Source organism: Allobosea sp. (assembly GCF_030695125.1).
Taxonomy (GTDB): Bacteria; Pseudomonadota; Alphaproteobacteria; order Rhizobiales; family Beijerinckiaceae; genus Allobosea.
Window position 1 is genome coordinate 288,559 of the sequence record NZ_JAUYTP010000016.1, and the last position, 15,353, is coordinate 303,911.

At 69.5% G+C, this 15,353-nt stretch carries 14 protein-coding genes; 9 read left to right on the forward strand and 5 right to left on the reverse strand.

Features of this window, described 5'->3' with window-relative positions; genetic code table 11:
• The first annotated feature begins 73 nt into the window (after window positions 1-73).
• The 4 genes from Q8S38_RS04650 (at window position 74) to Q8S38_RS04665 (ending at window position 4,586) form a co-directional block, all read left to right on the forward strand.
• Window positions 74-1,090 carry an alpha-ketoacid dehydrogenase subunit beta gene (locus Q8S38_RS04650; protein ID WP_305679250.1) on the forward strand — a complete coding sequence of 339 codons (1,017 nt, stop codon included), beginning with the start codon at window positions 74-76 and terminating at the stop codon, window positions 1,088-1,090.
• Window positions 1,090-2,418: a dihydrolipoamide acetyltransferase family protein gene (locus tag Q8S38_RS04655; protein WP_305679251.1), complete on the forward strand. Its 1,329-nt coding sequence runs from the start codon at window positions 1,090-1,092 to the stop codon at window positions 2,416-2,418. The genes Q8S38_RS04650 and Q8S38_RS04655 overlap by 1 nt, the downstream gene beginning before the upstream one ends.
• A gap of 174 nt (window positions 2,419-2,592) precedes the next feature.
• Complete coding sequence (gene lpdA / locus Q8S38_RS04660; protein ID WP_305679252.1) at window positions 2,593-3,990, forward strand: dihydrolipoyl dehydrogenase; 1,398 nt, start codon at window positions 2,593-2,595, stop codon at window positions 3,988-3,990.
• A gap of 194 nt (window positions 3,991-4,184) precedes the next feature.
• Entirely contained in the window at window positions 4,185-4,586 is a 402-nt protein-coding gene (locus tag Q8S38_RS04665) for a DUF983 domain-containing protein (protein WP_305679253.1), read from the forward strand.
• 27 nt (window positions 4,587-4,613) lie between these two features.
• On the opposite strand, the gene Q8S38_RS04670 is transcribed toward Q8S38_RS04665, so the two are convergent.
• From Q8S38_RS04670 to Q8S38_RS04680, 3 genes are read right to left on the reverse strand one after another with little or no spacing between them, the layout of a single operon-like run.
• Complete coding sequence (locus tag Q8S38_RS04670) at window positions 4,614-5,390, reverse strand: ABC transporter ATP-binding protein (protein WP_305679254.1); 777 nt, start codon at window positions 5,388-5,390, stop codon at window positions 4,614-4,616.
• A 7-nt stretch (window positions 5,391-5,397) separates the two neighbouring features.
• The gene (locus Q8S38_RS04675) at window positions 5,398-6,462 is read right to left on the reverse strand and encodes a FecCD family ABC transporter permease (protein WP_305679376.1); all 1,065 of its coding nucleotides are present in this window, start codon (window positions 6,460-6,462) and stop codon (window positions 5,398-5,400) included.
• A gap of 23 nt (window positions 6,463-6,485) precedes the next feature.
• Window positions 6,486-7,625: an ABC transporter substrate-binding protein gene (locus Q8S38_RS04680; RefSeq protein WP_371125830.1), complete on the reverse strand. Its 1,140-nt coding sequence runs from the start codon at window positions 7,623-7,625 to the stop codon at window positions 6,486-6,488.
• 213 nt (window positions 7,626-7,838) lie between these two features.
• Here Q8S38_RS04680 and Q8S38_RS04685 point away from each other — a divergent pair, with 213 nt between their 5' ends.
• A complete protein-coding gene (locus Q8S38_RS04685; RefSeq protein ID WP_305679255.1) occupies window positions 7,839-8,621 on the forward strand; it encodes a class I SAM-dependent methyltransferase in 783 nt (260 codons plus the stop codon).
• 21 nt (window positions 8,622-8,642) lie between these two features.
• On the opposite strand, the gene Q8S38_RS04690 is transcribed toward Q8S38_RS04685, so the two are convergent.
• Window positions 8,643-9,284: a DUF1109 domain-containing protein gene (locus Q8S38_RS04690; protein WP_305679256.1), complete on the reverse strand. Its 642-nt coding sequence runs from the start codon at window positions 9,282-9,284 to the stop codon at window positions 8,643-8,645.
• Between the two features lie 85 nt (window positions 9,285-9,369).
• Window positions 9,370-9,942 (reverse strand): sigma-70 family RNA polymerase sigma factor, encoded by a 573-nt coding sequence (locus Q8S38_RS04695; RefSeq protein WP_305679257.1) that lies wholly within the window; start codon window positions 9,940-9,942, stop codon window positions 9,370-9,372.
• Window positions 9,943-10,144: 202 nt separating this feature from the next.
• On the opposite strand from Q8S38_RS04695, the gene Q8S38_RS04700 reads away from it, so the two are divergent.
• The 4 genes from Q8S38_RS04700 to Q8S38_RS04715 all read left to right on the forward strand — a co-directional run bounded on the left by Q8S38_RS04700 (window position 10,145) and on the right by Q8S38_RS04715 (window position 15,348).
• Entirely contained in the window at window positions 10,145-10,996 is an 852-nt protein-coding gene (locus tag Q8S38_RS04700) for a CE1 family esterase (protein ID WP_305679258.1), read from the forward strand.
• 65 nt (window positions 10,997-11,061) lie between these two features.
• On the forward strand, window positions 11,062-12,696 hold the full coding sequence (locus tag Q8S38_RS04705; RefSeq protein WP_305679259.1) for a thiamine pyrophosphate-binding protein: 1,635 nt from the start codon (window positions 11,062-11,064) through the stop codon (window positions 12,694-12,696).
• 20 nt (window positions 12,697-12,716) lie between these two features.
• Complete coding sequence (locus Q8S38_RS04710) at window positions 12,717-13,886, forward strand: OpgC family protein (RefSeq protein ID WP_305679260.1); 1,170 nt, start codon at window positions 12,717-12,719, stop codon at window positions 13,884-13,886.
• A 76-nt stretch (window positions 13,887-13,962) separates the two neighbouring features.
• Window positions 13,963-15,348, forward strand: coding sequence for a tetratricopeptide repeat protein (locus tag Q8S38_RS04715; RefSeq protein ID WP_305679261.1), 1,386 nt, complete (start codon window positions 13,963-13,965; stop codon window positions 15,346-15,348).
• The last annotated feature ends 5 nt before the right edge of the window (window positions 15,349-15,353 follow it).

The following is a 15,353-nucleotide window of genomic DNA, read 5'->3' on the forward strand; positions in this document are numbered from 1 at the left end:
AGCAATCCAGGGGGACGTCGAGCGGGCCGGCTGGATTGCTTCGCTTCGCTCGCAATGACGGGAGGAGCATCTCATGCCCCGCATGACGATGATCGAGTCGATCCGCTCCGCCATGGACGTCTCGATGGGCCGCGACGAGAATGTCGTGGTCTATGGCGAGGATGTCGGCTTCTTCGGCGGCGTCTTCCGCTGCACCCATGGGTTGCAGCAGAAATACGGCGTCAACCGCTGCTTCGATGCGCCCATCAGCGAGGCCGGCATCGTCGGCACGGCGATCGGCATGGCGGCCTACGGCCTGCGGCCCTGCATCGAGATTCAGTTCGCCGACTACATGTACCCGGCCTATGACCAGATCGTCTCGGAGGCGGCGCGGCTGCGCTACCGCTCGAATGGCGACTTCACCTGCCCGATTGTGATCCGCATGCCAACCGGCGGCGGCATTTTCGGCGGCCAGACCCATAGCCAGAGCCCCGAGGCCCTCTTCACCCATGTCGCCGGCCTTAAGACCGTGGTGCCGTCCAACCCCTATGACGCCAAGGGCCTGCTGATCGCCGCGATCGAGGATCCCGACCCGGTGATCTTCCTCGAGCCCAAGCGCCTCTATAACGGCCCCTTCGACGGCCATCACGACAGGCCGGTCACGCCCTGGTCGAAGCATGAACTCGGCGAGGTGCCCGAGGGGCATTTTGCCCTGCCGCTCGGCAAGGCCGCGATCCGCCGAGAAGGATCGGCCGTCACCATCATCACCTACGGTACCATGGTCCATGTCGCGGAAGCGGTGGCACAGGAGACCGGCATCGATGCCGAGGTGATCGATCTGCGGACCCTCGTCCCGCTCGATCTCGACACCATCACCGCCTCTGTCGCCAAGACCGGCCGCTGCATGGTCCTGCATGAGGCGACACTGACCTCGGGCTTCGGCGCCGAACTCGCCGCGCTGGTCCAGGAAAACTGCTTCTACCATCTCGAAGCGCCGGTGCGCCGCGTCGCCGGCTGGGACACGCCTTATCCGCATGCCCAGGAATGGGCCTATTTCCCCGGCCCCGCCCGCGTCGGCCAGGCGCTGCGCGAGATCATGGAGAGCCGCTGATGGCCGAGCGCATCATCAAGCTCCCCGATGTCGGGGAAGGCATCGCCGAGGCCGAGCTGGTCGAGTGGCACGTCAAGGTCGGCGACATCATCCGCGAGGACGATCTGCTCGCCGCGGTGATGACCGACAAGGCGACCGTCGAGATCCCGGCCCCGGTCGACGGCAAGGTCACCTGGATCGGCGCCGAGATCGGCGACACGGTCGCGATCGGCTCGGCGCTGGTGAAGCTGAAGGTTGCGGGCGAGGCCGGAGCGGAGGACGCGCCGGCTGAGGACGCTGCGCCGGCGGACGCCGAGGCCAGTGAACACGCCCCGGCTTCCGCACCGGTGCCGGTCGTCCCTCCCGCGAAGCCTCCGACGGCTGACGAACCGCCCCGCGCCATGACCGTGCCGAGGCCCACCAAGACGCTCTCGGGCGCCTCCGCTCCCGCCCCGGCCCTGCCGCGGCGCGCGCCCGGAGAACGGCCTCTTGCTTCTCCGGCTGTGCGACTCAAGGCCCGCGAGGCCGGCCTCGACCTGCGACAGCTCGCTGGCACCGGGCCGGCCGGGCGCATCCTGCACGAGGATCTCGACGCCTTCCTGCTGCGCGGGCCCGAAGCCGAGCGCAAGCCCGGCCTCGCCGAGAAGACCGGCATCAGCGAGATCAAGGTCGTCGGCCTCCGGCGCAAGATCGCCGAGAAGATGGCGCTGTCGAAGGCGCGTATTCCGCACATCACCATCGTCGAGGAGGTGGACGTTTCGGCGCTGGAGGATCTGCGCGCCGTCCTCAACAAGAAGCCGACGCCCGAGCGCCCGAAGCTGACGCTGCTGCCTTTCCTGATGCGTGCCATGGCCAAGGCTCTGGCCGAGCAGCCCAACCTGAACGCGCTCTATGACGACGAGGCCGGCATCGTGCGCCAGCATGCCGGCATCCATCTCGGCATCGCCACGCAGACGCCGGGCGGGCTGATGGTCCCCGTGGTGAAGCATGCCGAGGCGCGCGACATCTTCGGCTGCGCGCTGGAGCTCAACCGCATCGCCGAGCGCGCCCGGCAGGGCACCGCCACCCGCGACGAGCTCACCGGCTCGACCATCACCATCACCTCGCTGGGCGCCATGGGCGGCATCGCCACGACGCCGGTGATCAACCATCCGGAGGTCGCCATCGTCGGCGTCAACAAGATGATGGTCCGCCCGGTCTGGGACGGCACCACCTTCGTGCCGCGCAAGATGATGAACCTCTCCTCCAGTTTCGACCACCGTGTCGTCGACGGCTGGGACGCGGCCGTCTTCGTGCAGCGGCTCAAGGAGCTGCTGGAGAACCCGGCGACGCTGTTCATCGATGGGTGATGCGGTGGGATTTGTGCTGATCAACGTCACCGGGGCATCCCGGACGCAGCGGAGCGGAGATCCGGGATCCATGCCTGAACCGTTCCGGAATGGGTCCCGGGTCTCCTTCCGGTCGCCCGGGACGACGGCGCGTTTGCAATGGAAAGCTGTCCCCTTTCCCGGCGGAGCCGCATCATGACCGAGATCACCTGCAAGCTCCTCGTCATCGGCGCCGGGCCCGGCGGCTATGTCTGCGCCATCCGCGCCGGGCAGCTCGGCCTCGACACCGTCATCGTCGAGGCCGGCAAGCTCGGCGGCACCTGCCTCAATGTCGGCTGCATCCCCTCCAAGGCGATGATCCATGTCGCGGAGGAGTATGAGAAGGCCGCCCACGCCGCCGCCGGCAAGACGCCCTTCGGGTTGACCGCCGGTGCGCCTGCGCTCGACTTCGCCAAGGCCGTCGCCTGGAAGGACGGCATCGTCGGCCGCCTCAACAACGGCGTTGGCGGCCTGTTGCGCAAGGCAAAGGTCAAGATCGTCCAGGGCCGCGCCCGCTTCCGCGATGGCAAGACGGTCGTGGTCGACACGGAAACGGGCCCGAAGGTGATCCGCGCCGAGCGCATTGTCATCGCCACCGGCTCCGGGCCGGTCGAACTGCCCTTCCTGCCCTTCGGCGGACCCGTAATCTCCTCGACCGAGGCGCTGTCCCTTGCGGAAGTCCCGCAGCGTCTCGCCGTCGTCGGCGGCGGCTATATCGGGCTCGAACTCGGCATCGCCTTCGCCAAGCTCGGCAGCCGGGTCACCATCGTCGAAGCGCAAGGCCGCATCCTGCCGCTCTACGATGCGGAGCTGACGGCACCCGTTGCCAAGCGGCTGACCGCCCTCGGCGTCGAGGTCCTGCTCGGCGCCAAGGCGCGCGGCGTTGCGCTTTCGGGCGATGCGCTGCTGGTCGAGACGGCCGACGGGCAGGAGCGCCGCATCGCAGCCGACAAGATCCTCGTCACCGTTGGCCGCGCCCCCGTCACGTCCGGGATCGGGCTGGAGGAGCTTGTACTGGACATGGATGGGCGCTTCATCCGCATCAACGACCGCTGCGAGACCTCGATGCGCGGCATCTTCGCGATCGGCGACGTCACCGGCGAGCCGATGCTGGCGCATCGCGCCATGGCGCAGGGCGAGATGGTGGCCGAGATCGCAGCCGGCCTGCCACGCGCCTGGGACAAGCGCGCCATCCCCGCCGTCTGCTTTACCGATCCCGAGATCGTCTCGGTCGGCCTCTCGCCCGACGAGGCGGCCCGCGCCGGGCACGAGGTCCGGGTCGGCCAGTTCCCCTTCGCTGCCAATGGCCGCGCCATGACCCGCGATGGCGAGCAGGGCTTCGTCAGGATCGTCGCCCAAGCGCAGAACGGGCTGGTGCTCGGCATCCACGCCGTTGGCTGCGGCGTCTCGGAACTCTCGACCGCCTTCGGCCTGGCGATCGAGATGGGCGCGACGCTGGAGGATGTCGCCGGCACGATCCACGCCCATCCGACATTGGGCGAAGGCTTCCAGGAGGCGGCGCTCAAGGCACTCGGCCACGCCATCCACATCTGAGCCGGCTGCGGCAAACCGTCCCGTCCCCCCGCTTCAGGGGATCGCGCACGGCAATTTGACGTTGTTTCCGGCAAGACCGCGTGGCGCCTCGCCGATGCAGTCCGGCGATGCGTGCGAGGCGATTGCCTTTGGGGATGGTGGCGCCCATGTCGGGCCCATGCCCATTTTTGCGGCATCTGTATGAGGAGAATTCGATGTCCGCCGAGTCGTGGCCGCCTCTGTCGCCGCTCCAGACCGGCCTGCGCGGCCGCTGTCCCCGCTGCGGCAAGGGCCATATCTTCAAGGGCTTCTTGAAGATCCGCCCCTCCTGCGAGGTCTGTGGGCTGGATTATTCCTTCGCAGACCCGGCGGACGGGCCTGCCTTCTTCGTGATGATGTTCGTCTGCGTGCCGGCGGCCGCCTTCCCGCTCTGGCTCGAACTGACCTACAATCCCCCAACTTGGGTGCATCTGGTCACGACGCTGCCGCTGATCCTGCTGACCTGCATTCCACCTTTGCAGCCGCTCAAGGGCTGGCTGGTCGCGGCGCAGTATTTCCACAAGGCCGAGGAAGGGCGTCTCGCCCGTCCCGACGAGCGGGGCCCGCCGCAGGGGTGAACGCTCCGGCTAAGTCGCTCGCTTGATTTAGCCGGCCTGACGGCTCGATCCCTCGACCAGCACATAGGGCTCGCCACCCGCCAGCGTCTCGACGCGGGCGCGCACGCCATAGACCTGGTCGAGCAGGGCCGGGGTCACGATCGCACGCGGATCGCCCATCGCGATGAGGCGCGCCTGCGCCAGCACCATCACCCGGTCGGCGAAGCGCAGCGCCTGGTTGAGGTCGTGGATCGAGACCAGCACCAGCATGCCGCGCTCGCGCGCCAGCCGGCGCACCAGGCTCAGCACCTCGAACTGCCTGTGCAGGTCGAGCGCGCTGGTCGGCTCGTCGAGCAGGAGGATATCGGGCTCGCGCGCCAGCGTCTGCGCGATCGAGACGAGCTGGCGCTGGCCGCCCGAGAGCTCGCTCAGCGGCCGGAAGGCGAGATCCTCGATTTCGAGGTCGCGCAGCACGCCGTCGATCTGCTGGAGTTCGGCGTCGCTGACCGACCAGGAGCCGCCCTGCTTCAGAGCGAGCAGGATCGATTCATAGACGCTGAGCACCGCATTCACCGCCGTGTCCTGAGGCAGGTAGCAGCAGCGCGGCGCGGCACGGCCGGCGATCCGGCTCTCGCCGCCCATGGTCACGCTGCCCTCGCCGCCCGCCAGCCCGGCGATGCGCCGGAACAGGCTCGATTTGCCGGCCGCATTGGCGCCGATCAGCGCGACGACCTCGCCACCATGCAGATCGGCCGCGTCGACGCCGCTGAGAACAAGGCGCGTTCCATAGGAGACGCCGACATCTTTGAGAGCGAGATGGATCATGCTGACATCACCATGACCGCTTCCGGCTCGCCATGATCAGGCTGAAGAAGAACGGCACGCCGATCAGCGCGGTCACGATGCTGATCGGGAAGATCAGGCCGGGGATCAGCGACTTCGACACCACCGAGGAGGCCGAGAGGATCGCCGCCCCCGCCAGCGCCGAGGCCGGCACGAAGAAGCGCTGGTCCTCGCCGATCACCATGCGCGCGATATGGGGCCCGACGAGCCCGATGAAGCCGATCGTGCCGACGAAGGAGACCGGCACGGCGGCGAGCAGGCTGACCAGCAGCATGATCTCCAGCCGCAGCCGGCGGACATTGATGCCGAAGCTCGCCGCCTTGTCGTCGCCCAGCCGCAGCGTCGTCAGCGCCCAGGCGCGGCGCAGGAAGAAGGGCAGCGTGAAGGCCAGCACCGCGGTGGTGATGGCGAGCTTCTGCCAGCTCGCCTTGGTCAGCGAGCCCATCGTCCAGAACACGACCGCGCCCAGCGCCTGCTCGGAGGCGAAGAACTGCAGCAGCGCCAGCAGCGCATTGAAGGTGAAGACCAGCGCGATCCCGAGCAGGATCACCGTCTCGGTGGTGACGCCGCGCGACTGGCTGAGCACATGGATCAGCATGGCGGCGCCCATCGCCATGACGAAGGCGTTGATCGGCACGATGTAGTCGGCCGCGACCGGCAGCAGCCCGACGCCGAAAACCAGCGCCAGCGCCGCGCCAAAGCTCGCCGCCGCCGAAATGCCCAGCGTGAAGGGGCTGGCGAGCGGGTTGTTCAGGATCGTCTGCATCTGCGCGCCGGCGATCGCCAGCGAGGCCCCCGTGACGACCGCCATCAGCGCGACCGGAAGCCGGATGTCCCAGATCACGACGCGCAGCGCAGCCGGCGCCTCGGAGGGGTTCAGCAGCGTCGCCAGCACCTGCCCGACGCTGTAGCGCGCCGGCCCCAGCATCATGTCGACGACGAGGCTCGCCAGCAGCAGGCCAAACATCCCGAGCAGGATCAGCCGCCGCCGCAGCGTCAGCGCACGATAGGCGAGTTGGCCTGGCAGTGCCGGGCGGGCGGCTGTCGTGGCCACCGGCGTCTGGCTGACCTGCGCTGTCACTTGCCGGCGACCGTGACCCAGTAGCCCGGCTCATAGGGCAGGGGCAGGAAGCGCTCATGCAGCGTCTTCAGCGTGGCGTTGGCGTCGAGGTCCTTGAACAGCTCGGGATGCAGCCAGGTCGCGATCTCCTGGATCGCCACGAACTGATAGGGGCTGTTGTAGAACTGGTGCCAGATCGCGTGGACGCGCCCGTCCTTGACCGCCTTGGTCTGGCTGAAGGCCGGCCGCTTGGCGAGGTTGGCGAGCTTGCGGCGCGCCTCGACCATGTCGGTGCCGGGCCCGAGCCCGACCCAGGCGCCGCCGGGCACATAGGCGCCCCAGTTGCCGCCGGTGATGATCACGACGTCGGGATTGGCGGCGACGACGGCTTCCGGATTGACGGTGCCGAAGGTGCCGGGGATCAGGTCGGAGGCGAAGTTCTTGCCCCCGGCGATCTCGACCATCTTGCCGAAATTCTCACTGCCGAACGACATGCAGCAATCATCGGAATAGCCGCCGGCTCGCTCCATCATCACCAGCGGGCGCTTCAGCCCCTGGACCTTGGCGAGTGTCTCGGTCACGCGGGCGATCTCGCCGGCGCGGAAGGCGATGAAGTCCTCGGCGATGGTCTCTTTGCCGAAGAGCTTGCCGATCAGGCGCATCGACGGCTCGGTATTCTGGAACGGCTTCTCGCGGAAATCGACATAGACCACGGGGATGCCCACCGCGGCGAGCTTGTCGACCAGGCTCGCCTCGTCGCTGGCGACCTTGGCCTCGACATTGAGGAACAGCACGTCGGGCTTCAGCGCGATCGCCTGCTCGATGTCGAAGGCGCCTTCCTTCATGCCGCCGAAGCTCGGCAACTTGGCGATCTGCGGATAGCGCGCCAGATACTGCTTGTAGCTGTCGGGATCGGCCTTGGAGAGGTCGTCGCGCCAGCCGACGACGCGCTTGAACGGACCGTCCCGGTCGAGTGCGGCGACGAAATACATCTGCCGGCCCTCGCCGAGGATGACGCGCTGGACCGGCGCCTCGACCGAGACTGTGCGGCCGAGCACGTCGGTGACGGAGACCTTGTCGGCGAAGGCGGGGGCGGTGGCGACGAACAGCGCCGCTGTGATGGCGGCCGGCCGCAGAAAGGCGCGCAGGAAAGACATGGGGGAGACCTCCGGGAGAAGTCGCCGGCTCCTAGGTCCGTCTCCCGGCCCGGTCAAGATTTATCTTCTGGAATTATTATAAACAAAAACGCGACGCGTCGTATTCGATAGTATTCGTGCGATCGACACCAGATATGCGCCGGTGTGACTTGCGCCCGGGCTCGTTTTCGTGGTTCTCCCCTGGCATCGCATCAGCGGACGAAGCCGCCAGCCATGACAACCCTGCACCACAATCTCAGCCTCAAGGACGAGATCCGCGACTTCTGGTCGATGCGCTCGGAAACCTTCGACACCATGCCCGGCCACGAGATCTTCTCGGTGGCGGAGCGGCAGGCCTGGCTCGCGCTGTTCGCCCGCCATCTCGGTCGCCCTGCGGCGGCGGCGAGGGCGCTCGACCTCGCCAGCGGCACCGGCGTCATCTCGCTCCTGCTGGCTGATCTCGGCTATGCCGTCACCGGGCTCGATCTCTCGGAGGCAATGCTCGCCCGCGCCCGGGCCAAGACGGTCGGCAAGCCGATCCGGCTTTATGCCGGCGACGCCGAGGACACGCTGGAGGCCTCCGAGAGCTACGACGCCGTGGCGACCCGCCATCTGGTCTGGACACTGCCCGATCCGCCGGCCGCCTTCCGCGAATGGCATCGCGTGCTCAAGCCCGGCGGCCGCGTCGCCATCGTCGATGTCGACATGACAAATCCGCGCCCCGGCAACGGCCGGGCGCTGCGGTTGCTGGCGGCGCTGGCCCGCCGCTTGGCCGCCCCCAAGCCCCCCGCGCCCTACAAAGCTGCGCATGACGAGATCGTCTCGCGCGTCTATTTCGCGAAAGGCTGCCGGCCCGAGGAGGTCGCGCGCCTCTTGCGGGAAGCCGGCTTCATCGACGTGGTGATCGACCGCGACCTGCGCGCCATCCACCGCGCGCAGGGCCGCTTCATGCCGCTGCATCAGCGCCTCGAACGGGCGAGCCAGGACCGCTTCATCGTCTCGGCCCGCAAGGGCTGAGACCAGCGCGCCGGTCGGCTGCTACCAGCGCAGCAGGCGCGGCCCCGCCAGGGCGCCCAGGCCCGCCGCGATAGCCATCGCCAGCGGATACCAGGCGGCGATGAAGGGCACGGCATCCTCCGGGCAGTGCAGCGCATAGGCGATGGTCGCCAGCCCCGCCGCTCCGATCCCGGCTGCGAGCCCCGACAGACGCGGATTCACAGGCGCGCCGCGCCGCGCGAAGGCGAGCAGGGCCACGAAGGGCAGCATGGCGTAGAGCGTCACGAAGACGACGCAGGCGCCCCAGGTCTTGCCGAAGACGAGCCCCGTCCAGTCGCCGGTGGGGCGCCCCGTCAAGGTCGCGAGCGCCCAGGCGAACATCGCCGCAAGCGGCAGCAACACGAGCGCCAGCACGCCCGATGCGGCGCGTCCGGGCCGCAGGCTGCGCTGGAAGGCGACCAGCGCAAAGCCGGCCACGGCCCCGCCGAGGGCGAATTTCGCGAGCACGGGAGGCGTCGCCAGCACGGCGGCGAGATCGGCCCGCAGCCCGAGCATCACGACCAGCGCCGCCGACGTCAGCACCAGCCCCGCGAGCGCGATCAGGGCCGTGCCGCGGGTCAGGCCGGCGGTGTCGACAGGCCCGGCATCGGTCGCCAGCAGGGCGACGAGATCATCGGTTTTCATGGCAAGCTCGAACGGACGGGGTTGGTCGCATCACGGAAGTTCGCAAACGCGCGCGAAAAAGTTACGCGGCTTATCGGTGGGCATCTCAGGGCGGCCGCGTGCCGCGCCGGGTGAGGATCTTCGCCATGGCTTTCAGGCCACGATGCAGCGCGACCTTGGCGGCCGTCTCGGTCATGCCGGCCGCCTTGGCCGCCTCGGCCAGGCTGCCGCCCTGGAGCTTGACGCGGTCGATCAGGCCGCGCGTCCGTTCGGGCAGACCCGCCAGCGCGCGCTCGATGTCGAGCTTGGCGTAGATCGCTGGCCCGGTCGGCGCCACCGGGATCGGCGCCTCGTCGTCGATCGGCAGATGTCCGCGATGGCGGCCGGAGCGGCGCAGATGGTCGATCAGCTTGTAGCGCGCGATCGCATGCGCCCAGGCCGAGACGGGGATCGCCGGGTCATAGGTGTGGCGCGACAGGTGCAGCGCCAGCAAGGTTTCCTGCAGCACGTCCTCCGCTTCGTCGGCGCCGGCGAGGCCGGCCCGCGCCAGATGTCCGCGCAAGTAACCGCGCAGCCGCCCGCCGATCAGGTCGAGGAAGCGGCGATAGGCGGCGGCGTCTCCCGCCAGGCCCGCCAGGAAGGCGGGGCGCAGCGCGGCTTCGAGATCGTCGAGCGACACGGATGGGGCGTTCCAGCGAGCGGACAGAGAGCGTGTTGCCCTCTGCCACGGCGCAAGTCCGCTCACAAGCCGGCGAGCGCGGCTCGCGGGCGACGGAGATCGGCTTTAGCGTGAGAAGGTCGGGCTCGGCGTCCTCTCGGTCAGGCCATGCGCCTGATGTGGCCGACGCGAGGGCAGGGGTCCGCTGATGAGGTCCGGTTCGATGACGCGCCTCCTGCTGACCGCGCTCGCCCTGGCTGCCTGGACGTCGGGGGCGAGCGCCCAGCCACGCGACGCCTGTCCGGCGGAGCGGGGTTGCACCGTCGCGGATGGTCGCTACCGCCTGATCCTGCCGGAGCCGCCCCCGGCGGACGGTGAGAAGCGCGGCGCGATCATGTTCTTCCATGGCTGGCAGGGCTCGGCCGAGGAGACGCTGGCCGATGCCGGGCTGCAGGCGCTGGCCTCGCGCCTCGGCGTCGCGCTGATTGCGCCCGACGGCGCCGGCAAGACCTGGTCCTATCCCGGATCGCCCGGCCGCCACCGCGACGAATTCGCCTTCGTCGCGCAGGTTCTCGACGATGTCTCCAGCCGTTTTCCCGTCGATTCCAGCCGGATCATGGCCAGCGGCTTCTCGCAGGGCGGCTCGATGGTCTGGTATCTCGCCTGCCGCATGCCTGACCGCTTCAAGGCCTTCGCCCCGGTCGCCGGCGCCTTCTGGGAGCCGCTGCCGGCCTCCTGCGCCTCGCCACGCCCCCCGCTGATCCATATGCACGGGACGGCCGACATGACCGTGCCGCTCGCCGGCCGCGCCCTGCGCAACGGCTTTCGCCAGGGCGACGTCTTCAGGAGCCTGGCCATTCTCGCGCCGACGGCCCCGGCCGTGACGGTCGCCGACATTCCGACGCAGCCATCGGGCCTGTCCTGCCGCGCGCTCGCCGCGCCGGGCGATGCCCCGCTCGAACTCTGCCTGCACGAGGGCGGGCACGGGGTCGATCCTGCCTGGATCGAGCGGGCTTGGCTGCGGACGATGGGGCCGGAGCGACGGGCAACGGATCACCTTTCCGTGAAGCGGTAACCTTTGGGGCCGGCGGCGCGATTGTCCTGAGCAAAGCCGCCGCGCCGGCCAGGGAGACCGCCTGCATGACCATCCAGACGCCCTTGCCCGCGGGCCTCGTCGCCGAGCCCACCGGCGCCGACGTGATCGCGTCCCGGTTGAAGGCGGCCGGCGCGACCCATGCCTTCGGCATTCCCGGCGGCGAGGTGCTGGCGCTGGTCGATGCGCTCGGGCGCGCCGGCATCCGCTTCGAGCTCGCCCGGCACGAAAATGCCGCCGGCTTCATGGCGGAAGGGCTCTGGCATGTCACCGGCGCCGTGCCCATTCTGGTCGCGACGCTGGGACCGGGCGTCAGCAACGCCGTGACCGCGATCGCCCATGCCCAGCAGGACCGGGTGCCGCTGCTCTTCATCACCGGCTGCGTCGATCAGGCTCTGGCCGAGAGCTACACCCACCAGGTCTTCGACCATCAGGCGCTGCTGCGCCCGATCGTCAAGGCGAGCTTCCGCGCGGCGCCGGGGACGGAGGCGCTCGTCATCGACAAGGCGCTCGCCATCGCGCGCTCCGGCCGGCCCGGGCCGGTGCATATCGATCTGCCGATCGCGGTGGCAGAAGCGCGCGCCAAGCCATCGCCCGCAGCGGCCGCCATGGCGCCGGCCGCGTCGATCCCAGCCGATCTCGAAGTCGCCCGCGCGATGCTGGCCGCGGCGCGCCGGCCGCTGGTGCTGGCCGGGCTCGATCTGGTCAACGAGAACGCGGCGGATGCGCTGCGCCGCTTCCTCGACCGAACCGGCGCGCCGCTCCTGACAACCTACAAGGGTAAGGGCTTGGTCCGCGAGGATGATCCGCGCGTCATCGGCGGCGTCGGCCTGTCCCCGAAAGCCGATGCGCTGGTCCGCCCGCTGATCGAGGCCGCCGATCTGATCGTGCTCGCCGGCTACGACCCCATCGAAATGCGCCAGGGCTGGCGTCACCCCTGGCCGGCGGACAAGCCGGTGATCGACATCGTCGCGCAGGCCCTGCCGCATGGCATGCACAGCGCGACGCTGCTGCTCGAAGGCCAGGTCGGGTCCATCCTGGAGCGCCTCGGCGAGGGCCTCCCGCCCGCGGCGACATGGCCTGACCGGGAGCCGGCCAGGACCCGCGCTGATCTTCGCGCCACCTTCGCCGCGCCCTCGGCCTGGGGGCCCCATGCGGTCTTCGACACCCTGCGCGCGGTGGCTCCGCACGCCACGATCGCGACGGCCGATTCCGGCGCGCACCGCATCCTGCTCTCGCAGGTCTGGTCCTGCGACGGACCGCGCCGGCTGCTGCAATCGACCGGCCTGTGCACCATGGGCTGCGCCCTGCCGCTGGCAACGGGCGCCGCCCTGGGCAGCGGGCAGCCGACGCTGTGCTTCGTCGGCGATGCCGGCCTCGAAATGGTGCTCGGCGAACTGGCGACCCTGCGCGATCTCGCGCTGCCGGTGGTGGTCGTCGTCCTGGTCGATCAGAGCCTCGGACTGATCGCGCTGAAGCAGAAGCAGATGGGGCTGGCCCGCGCCGGGGTCGATTTCGGCGCCAGCGATTTCGCTGCGGTGGCGCAGGCGATGGGCGGCCACGGCGCGACGATCTCGGATGCCGCGACGCTGGCGCGGGAGGCCAAGGACGCCTTCGCCCGCCCGGGCTTCAGCGTGCTCGCCTGCCGCATCGATGCGGCTGCCTATGAGGGGGCGTTCTGATGGGCGAGCCGGCGCCCAAAGTGAAGAGGCCCCGCGACGAACGGCTCGACGTCTTTCGCGGGCTGACCATGCTGATCATCTTTATCGCGCATGTGCCGGCCAACAGCTGGAACGCCTGGATTCCGGCGCGCTTCGGCTTCTCCTCGGGCGCCGAACTCTTTGTGTTCTGCTCGGGTTTTGCCAGCGCGCTCGCCTTTGGCAGCACCTTCGTGCGGCGTGGCTGGTGGCTCGGCACGGCGCGCATCCTCTATCGACTCTGGCAGGTCTACTGGGCCCATATCAGCCTCGTCGTGGCGCTCATCGCGCTGGCAGCCCTCATCGACAGCCTCTTTGGCCGGGCCGATCTGGCGGCGCAGTTCGGCCCGCTCGTCGCCGATCCCGAGCGCGCTCTGCTGGGGCTGGTGACGCTGACCTGGCAGCCCGATTACCTCGACATCCTGCCGATTTACCTCGTCATCCTCGCGCTGATCCCGGTGGCGATGGCGCTGCGGCTCTGGCATCCGGCGCTGCCCTTCCTGATGGCGGCGCTGCTCTATGCGCTGGTCTGGACGGAGGGGCTCAATCTCACCGGCAACCCCTGGAACGGCGCCGGCTGGTTCCTCAACCCCTTCGCCTGGCAGGCGATCTTTTTCATCGGCTTCTTCATCGCGATGAAATGGCTGCCTGTGCCGCCCCTGCGCCAGCGGCGGTGGGTGATCGCCGCGGCGATTATCGTTGCCGTCTCGGTGCCCTTCTCCTTCTGGGGCCTGCTGGCGCACTGGCCGTCCGGGCAGGGCCTGCGCGATCTGGTGCTCCCCGGCGAAACGGAGAAAAGCCAGCTCCACCCCCTGCGCATCCTGCATTTTCTGGCGCTGGCCTATCTCGTGCTGAGCCTGATCGAGCCCTGGCGGGCACGGCTCGACAGCGGGGTCGGGCATCTGCTGATCCTGATCGGGCGCCAATCGCTGGCGGCGTTCCTGGCGAGCATCGTGCTGGCGCGGCTGGCCGGCACGGCGGCCGACATGGCCGGGCAGGGCGGCGCCGTGGTCGCTTTGCTAAACCTCGCCGGCTTCGGCGCGATCCTCAGCGTTGCCTGCGTCGTCGCCTGGTTCAAGCGTTCGCCCTGGTCGGGCGCGGGGCATCCGGTGGCGCCCAGGCCGCCCGCCGATGCGCCTGTCCCCGCCGCTTCACGGCTGCGTGAAGCGAGTTGAACGGCGGTTGATCGCGCCGTTGCGAAGTCACTCGCAAGCCGAAGCCTTCGATGCCGGCGCGATGGAGTTTGAACGCATGTTCCACGATCTCTCGGGCGACGCGATCAGCGTCGCCAACGATGCGGCAAGGCTGGCCTGGAACGACACGCTCGAGGCGATGCTCGCCCATGCCGCTTCGACCCCGCAGCATCTCGCGGGCACGCTCGCGGCCGATCCCGGCTTCGCGCTCGCCCATGCCGCCAAGGGCCTGATGCTGCTGACGCTGGCGCGGCCGGAACTGACGGGCGCTGCGCGCGATTGCCTGGCGACCGCCCGCCGCGCCATGACGGAGTGCCCGGTCACGACGCGGGAGGCGAAATTCGTCGATGCGCTCGCGCTCTGGCTCGCGGACAAGCCGCGCCGGGCGGCGCAGACGCTCGAGGCCGTGCTAGGCGATCACCCCCAGGATGTGCTGGCGCTCAAGCTCTCGCATGGCATCCGCTTCATGCTCGGGGACCAGGGCGAGATGCTGGCGTCCCTGCGCCGCCTCATGCCGCGGTTTTCGGTGGCTCACCCCTTCGCTGGCTATGTCTCGGGCTGTTACGCTTTCGCGCTGGAGGAGCGCGGCTTCTACCGCGAGGCGGAGTCTGCCGGTCGTCGCGCAGTCGAACTCGCTCCCCGCGACGCCTGGGGACGCCATGCGGTCGCCCATGTGCTGGAGATGACCGGCCGGACCGAGGAGGGCGTCGCCTGGCTTGGCGACGCGCGCAACTGGTCCCATGCCAACAACTTCCGTTTTCACATCACCTGGCATCTCGCCTTGTTCCGGCTGGAGCGCGGCGAGACCGCCGAGGTGCTGCGCCTCTATGACGAGGGCATCCGGGGTGAGCAGACCGACGATTACCGCGACATCGCCAATGGCGCGGCGCTGCTCGCCCGGCTCGGCTATGCCGGGGTCGATGTCGGCACGCGCTGGGAGGAACTTGCGGCCAAGGCCGAGGGTCGCGTCGGCGACGGCAGGCTCGTCTTCGCCGATCTGCATTATGCGCTCGCCCTGCTCGGCGCCGGGCGTCGGGGCGCGGCCGCCGAGATCGCCCGCAGCCTCGTCGACGACACAAGGGGCCATCAAAGCGGCGAGCGGCGCGCCGCCGCCCGCAGCGGCTCGCTTGCCGCCTTCGGCCTGATCGCCTTCCATGAGCGCGACTATGCCGAGGCTGCCCGCCTGCTCGGCGCGGCGCGGGGCGGCCTGGTCGCCATCGGCGGCAGCCATGCCCAGCGCGACCTGTTCGAGCAGGCCTATATCGAGAGCCTGATCCGGTCGGGCGCGCATGATCGCGCCTCGCAGGTCCTGCGCGAGCGCCTCGCCCGGCGCGGCGGGCACAATCCCTTTGCCAGCCGCCGTCTCGCCCGCCTGGCAACGAACCGCACGGGCCTCGCCGCAGCGCTGGCCGTCGCCGCGACCCCGCTCGCCATCGCGCATTGAAGCGC

What these genes read in the sequence shown, in the direction of transcription:
- Q8S38_RS04715 (WP_305679261.1), top strand. Translation starts at nt 13,963, where the DNA reads ATGTTCCACGATCTCTCGGGCGACGCGATCAGCGTCGCCAACGATGCG.
- lpdA (WP_305679252.1), top strand. Translation starts at nt 2,593, where the DNA reads ATGACCGAGATCACCTGCAAGCTCCTCGTCATCGGCGCCGGGCCCGGC.
- Q8S38_RS04705 (WP_305679259.1), top strand. Translation starts at nt 11,062, where the DNA reads ATGACCATCCAGACGCCCTTGCCCGCGGGCCTCGTCGCCGAGCCCACC.
- Q8S38_RS04670 (WP_305679254.1), bottom strand. Translation starts at nt 5,390, where the DNA reads ATGATCCATCTCGCTCTCAAAGATGTCGGCGTCTCCTATGGAACGCGC.
- Q8S38_RS04700 (WP_305679258.1), top strand. Translation starts at nt 10,145, where the DNA reads ATGACGCGCCTCCTGCTGACCGCGCTCGCCCTGGCTGCCTGGACGTCG.
- Q8S38_RS04690 (WP_305679256.1), bottom strand. Translation starts at nt 9,284, where the DNA reads ATGAAAACCGATGATCTCGTCGCCCTGCTGGCGACCGATGCCGGGCCT.
- Q8S38_RS04680 (WP_371125830.1), bottom strand. Translation starts at nt 7,625, where the DNA reads ATGTCTTTCCTGCGCGCCTTTCTGCGGCCGGCCGCCATCACAGCGGCG.
- Q8S38_RS04665 (WP_305679253.1), top strand. Translation starts at nt 4,185, where the DNA reads ATGTCCGCCGAGTCGTGGCCGCCTCTGTCGCCGCTCCAGACCGGCCTG.
- Q8S38_RS04685 (WP_305679255.1), top strand. Translation starts at nt 7,839, where the DNA reads ATGACAACCCTGCACCACAATCTCAGCCTCAAGGACGAGATCCGCGAC.
- Q8S38_RS04650 (WP_305679250.1), top strand. Translation starts at nt 74, where the DNA reads ATGCCCCGCATGACGATGATCGAGTCGATCCGCTCCGCCATGGACGTC.
- Q8S38_RS04655 (WP_305679251.1), top strand. Translation starts at nt 1,090, where the DNA reads ATGGCCGAGCGCATCATCAAGCTCCCCGATGTCGGGGAAGGCATCGCC.